The sequence below is a fragment of the Streptococcus sp. genome, assembly GCF_019414905.1.
In the GTDB taxonomy this organism is placed as follows: Bacteria; Bacillota; Bacilli; order Lactobacillales; family Streptococcaceae; genus Streptococcus.
Window position 1 is genome coordinate 1 of the sequence record NZ_DXLC01000312.1, and the last position, 4,012, is coordinate 4,012.

Genomic DNA, 4,012 nt, shown 5'->3' on the forward strand with positions numbered 1-4,012 from the left:
GAAAATACCATCCTCAACCTCAAGATGCAAAAGGCCAAGATTGATGTCTGGGGCGTGGGTACCAAGCTGATTACAGCTTATGACCAGCCAGCTCTTGGGGCAGTTTACAAGATTGTTGCAATCGAAGATGAAAATGGTAACATGCGCAATACCATCAAGCTTTCTAATAATGCGGAAAAAGTGTCTACGCCAGGTAAGAAGCAGGTGTGGCGCATTACCAGTCGTGAAAAAGGCAAGTCAGAAGGAGACTATATCACTTATGACGGCGTAGATGTTGCCAGCATGACAGAAATCAAGATGTTCCATCCGACTTATACCTACATCAAGAAGACCGTTCGTAATTTTGACGCTGTTCCTCTCTTGGTGGATATCTTCAAAGATGGGAAATTGATTTACAACCTGCCTAGTTTGACTGAGATTCAGGATTATGCTCGTAAGGAATTTGACAAGCTTTGGGATGAGTATAAGCGTGTTCTCAATCCTCAGCACTATCCAGTGGATTTGGCGCGTGATGTATGGCAAGACAAGATGGACTTGATTGACAAAATGCGCAAGGAAGCCCTTGGTGAAGGAGAAGAAGAATGAGTTTGCAAGAAACGATTATCCAAGAATTGGGCGTAAAACCAGTGATTGATACCCAAGAAGAAATCCGTCGTTCCATTGATTTCTTAAAGAGATACCTGAAAAAACATCCCTTCCTAAAGACCTTTGTACTAGGGATTTCTGGGGGACAAGACTCAACCTTAGCAGGTCGATTAGCCCAATTAGCTATGGAAGAACTGCGAGCAGAAACGGGAGACGACAGCTACAAATTTATCGCTGTCCGCCTGCCATATGGAGTGCAAGCTGATGAAGCAGATGCTCAAAAAGCCCTAGCATTCATCCAGCCAGATGTCAGCTTGGTTGTGAATATCAAGGAATCAGCTGATGCCATGACAGCTGCAGTTGAAGCGACAGGTAGTTCTGTCTCAGACTTCAACAAGGGGAATATCAAAGCACGTTGCCGTATGATTGCTCAGTATGCCCTTGCTGGTTCCCATAGCGGAGCGGTCATTGGAACAGACCACGCTGCGGAAAATATCACAGGTTTCTTTACCAAGTTTGGTGACGGTGGTGCGGACATTCTCCCTCTTTACCGCCTCAATAAACGCCAAGGGAAACAACTATTGAAGGAACTTGGTGCAGACCCAGCCCTTTATGAAAAAATCCCAACAGCAGACCTAGAAGAAGACAAACCAGGCCTAGCTGACGAAGTAGCCCTCGGAGTCACCTATGAAGAGATTGACGACTACCTAGAAGGCAAAACAATCAGCCCAGAAGCCCAAGCAACAATCGAAAACTGGTGGCATAAAGGCCAACACAAACGCCACCTACCAATCACCGTATTTGATGACTTTTGGGAGTGAGACAGAAATCGGTAACTCACAGAGTTCGATTTCGTCGTCTCACCCCCGCAACGATGACTAGGTTTGAAAAAGCTTGCTAGAGCGCATTTCAAACCAGACAGCGACTGCGTCAAGGAACTAGATGAAAAACTTGTTTTTTAGTTATTACTGAGTTTAGTCTTTTTACCCTGAGCCTATAAATAAGAAAGCGAAGAAGGTCCGGGGGACCTTTTTAGCTTCTTGCCTAGAAACTGGGAAGCAAGAATAACCTCCAGTGGAGGTTTTCAGCCTCTCACCTTGAAATAAGAGAGCGAGGAAGGTCCGGGGGACCTTTTTAGCTTATTACCTTGAAATTCAAAAGCAAAGTAAATTTAAATTGAGGTTGGACATAGAATCATCTATCAGAAAGCGAGGTAGCGTCATGAAAGCAATCGGTACGCAAATATTACAGACAGATCGTTTAATCTTGCGAAAATTTGTGGAAAGTGATGCAGAAGCCATGTTTCAGATTTGGGCTTCATCCGCTGAGAATCTGACCTATGTCACTTGGGATCCCCATCCTGATGTCGATGTGACTCGAAACTCGATTCGTAATTGGATTGCCTCCTATGCTAATCCCAACTATTACAAATGGGCCATTTGTCTCAAAGAAAACCCGGAGCAGGTGATAGGAGATATCAGCATCGTTGCAATAGATGAGAACGATTCTTCTTGTGAAATTGGCTATGTGCTAGGCAAGAAATACTGGGGTCATGGTATGATGACAGAGGCCTTGAAAGCTGTCTTGGACTTTTGTTTTACTCAAGCAGGTTTTCAAGATGTCAGAGCACGATATGCTAGTCTCAATCCAGCTTCAGGTCGTGTCATGGAGAAGGCTGGAATGTCCTATCTCAAGACTATTACCAATGGTGTAGAGAGAAAAGGCTATCTTGCTGACCTTATTTATTATCAGATAAGTAGGGAAGACTAGTGAATTTTCTTTTCTGTTTCCATCAAAGTCAGACTGTGTCTGGCTTTTTTTGCAACATTTTTTACATAATCTGATTAAATTCCTATTTTTCCCTATCATTGTCCATGTTTTTTCTTGAGTTTTGGGGCTATAATAGTCCTATCAAATCAAAGAATGGAGGAAAGCAATGGATAATATAATCTTTTTTATCAGTGTTTTTCTTGCTGGAATTCTCTCCTTCTTTTCTCCTTGTATTTTACCCTTGTTACCGGTCTATGCAGGGGTCTTGTTGGATGACAAAGATGGTGCTCAGACTTCTAGTAGCAAATTTTCAATCTCTGTTGTCAGTTTATTGCGAACTCTGGCCTTTATAGTGGGTATTTCCTTTATTTTTATTTTACTGGGTTATGGAGCTGGTTTTTTAGGCAATTTGCTATATGCTTCTTGGTTTCAGTATGTGACGGGTGCGGTTATCATTCTCTTGGGCTTGCACCAGATGGAAGTCTTACATTTGCAGGGGCTTTACAAGGAAAGAAGGCTACAATTAAAGAGACAGGGGCAAAAGGGTAAGGGCTATAGTCAGGCATTTTTACTGGGATTGACCTTTAGTTTTGCTTGGACGCCATGTGTGGGGCCGGTTCTAGGCTCTGTTTTGGCCTTGGCGGCTTCAGGTGGTGCTGGAGCTTGGCAGGGAGCTGGTCTCATGTTGGTTTACACGCTGGGTTTGGCGCTACCATTTTTAGTTCTAGCTCTTGCCTCCAGCTATGTTTTGAAACATTTCCGAAAACTTCATCCCTATCTAGGAACCCTCAAAAAAGTGGGTGGTTTCCTCATTATCGTGATGGGAATCTTGGTGCTTTTGGGAAATGCTTCCATTTTGACTACATTATTTGAATAGAGAGGAAAAAGAAATGAAAAAATGGCAAACATGTCTCCTTGGAGTAGGCTCAATCTGTTGCTTGGCAGCCTGTTCTGCTAAAAATATGTCAGACGAATCTACTATGAAGGAGCAAACAAAAACAGAACAAGTTAGTTCGCAAACTGCGACTAAAGGTCAGGTGGTTGCTGATTTTGAACTGACGGGAGTAGATGGCAAGACTTACCGTTTATCTGATTACAAGGGCAAGAAAGTCTATCTTAAATTCTGGGCGTCTTGGTGTTCCATCTGTCTAGCCAGTCTTCCAGATACAGATGAAATTGCTAAGGATGCTGGTGATGACTATGTGGTCTTGACAGTGGTGTCTCCTGGACACAAGGGGGAACAAGCTGAAGCAGACTTTAAGAACTGGTACAAGGGCTTGGATTATAAAAATTTCCCAGTTCTAATTGACCCATCAGGTAAACTTTTAGAAAGTTATGGTGTTCGTTCTTACCCAACTCAAGCCTTTATAGACAAGGAAGGAAAACTGGTCAAGACGCAACCAGGTTTTATGGATAAGGATATGATTTTAAAGACATTGAAAGAAATGGGGTAGAGAAAGATCATGAATGATAAAGTAAAATTGTTTGTCTTGGCAGGAATCTTTTTCCTAGCCATAAGCGGTTTCTATTTTCTATTGATGCGAAATGCAGGGCAGACGGATAGCTCGCAAATTGAGAAAGCATCAGTTAGCCAAGGAGGAAAAACAGTGAAAAAAACAGAAGTGAGTAAAGATGCAGATTTGCACGAAATTTATCT

The 4,012-nt window shown here is 42.7% G+C and carries 4 protein-coding genes and 2 pseudogenes; all 6 read left to right on the forward strand.

The genetic code is table 11. The features are described from left to right. Positions 1-585: pseudogene (locus tag QZ359_RS09365) on the forward strand (nicotinate phosphoribosyltransferase); the annotation flags it as partial. Continuing rightward, positions 582-1,406, forward strand: coding sequence for an ammonia-dependent NAD(+) synthetase (gene nadE / locus QZ359_RS09370; RefSeq protein WP_261074381.1), 825 nt, complete (start codon positions 582-584; stop codon positions 1,404-1,406). The pseudogene QZ359_RS09365 and the gene nadE, both read left to right, overlap by 4 nt. Before the next feature lie 400 nt (positions 1,407-1,806). Beyond that, positions 1,807-2,355 carry a GNAT family N-acetyltransferase gene (locus tag QZ359_RS09375; protein ID WP_293965939.1) on the forward strand — a complete coding sequence of 183 codons (549 nt, stop codon included), beginning with the start codon at positions 1,807-1,809 and terminating at the stop codon, positions 2,353-2,355. A gap of 166 nt (positions 2,356-2,521) precedes the next feature. Next, positions 2,522-3,232: a thiol-disulfide oxidoreductase-associated membrane protein CcdA2 gene (gene ccdA2, locus QZ359_RS09380; protein ID WP_000368753.1), complete on the forward strand. Its 711-nt coding sequence runs from the start codon at positions 2,522-2,524 to the stop codon at positions 3,230-3,232. 13 nt (positions 3,233-3,245) lie between these two features. Next, positions 3,246-3,809 carry a redoxin family protein gene (locus QZ359_RS09385; protein WP_293965940.1) on the forward strand — a complete coding sequence of 188 codons (564 nt, stop codon included), beginning with the start codon at positions 3,246-3,248 and terminating at the stop codon, positions 3,807-3,809. Positions 3,810-3,818: 9 nt separating this feature from the next. Then, positions 3,819-4,012: pseudogene (locus QZ359_RS09390) on the forward strand (peptide methionine sulfoxide reductase); the annotation flags it as partial.

Coding starts and splice junctions, on each gene's coding strand:
- nadE (WP_261074381.1), top strand. CDS start 582: ATGAGTTTGCAAGAAACGATTATCCAAGAATTGGGCGTAAAACCAGTG.
- QZ359_RS09375 (WP_293965939.1), top strand. CDS start 1,807: ATGAAAGCAATCGGTACGCAAATATTACAGACAGATCGTTTAATCTTG.
- ccdA2 (WP_000368753.1), top strand. CDS start 2,522: ATGGATAATATAATCTTTTTTATCAGTGTTTTTCTTGCTGGAATTCTC.
- QZ359_RS09385 (WP_293965940.1), top strand. CDS start 3,246: ATGAAAAAATGGCAAACATGTCTCCTTGGAGTAGGCTCAATCTGTTGC.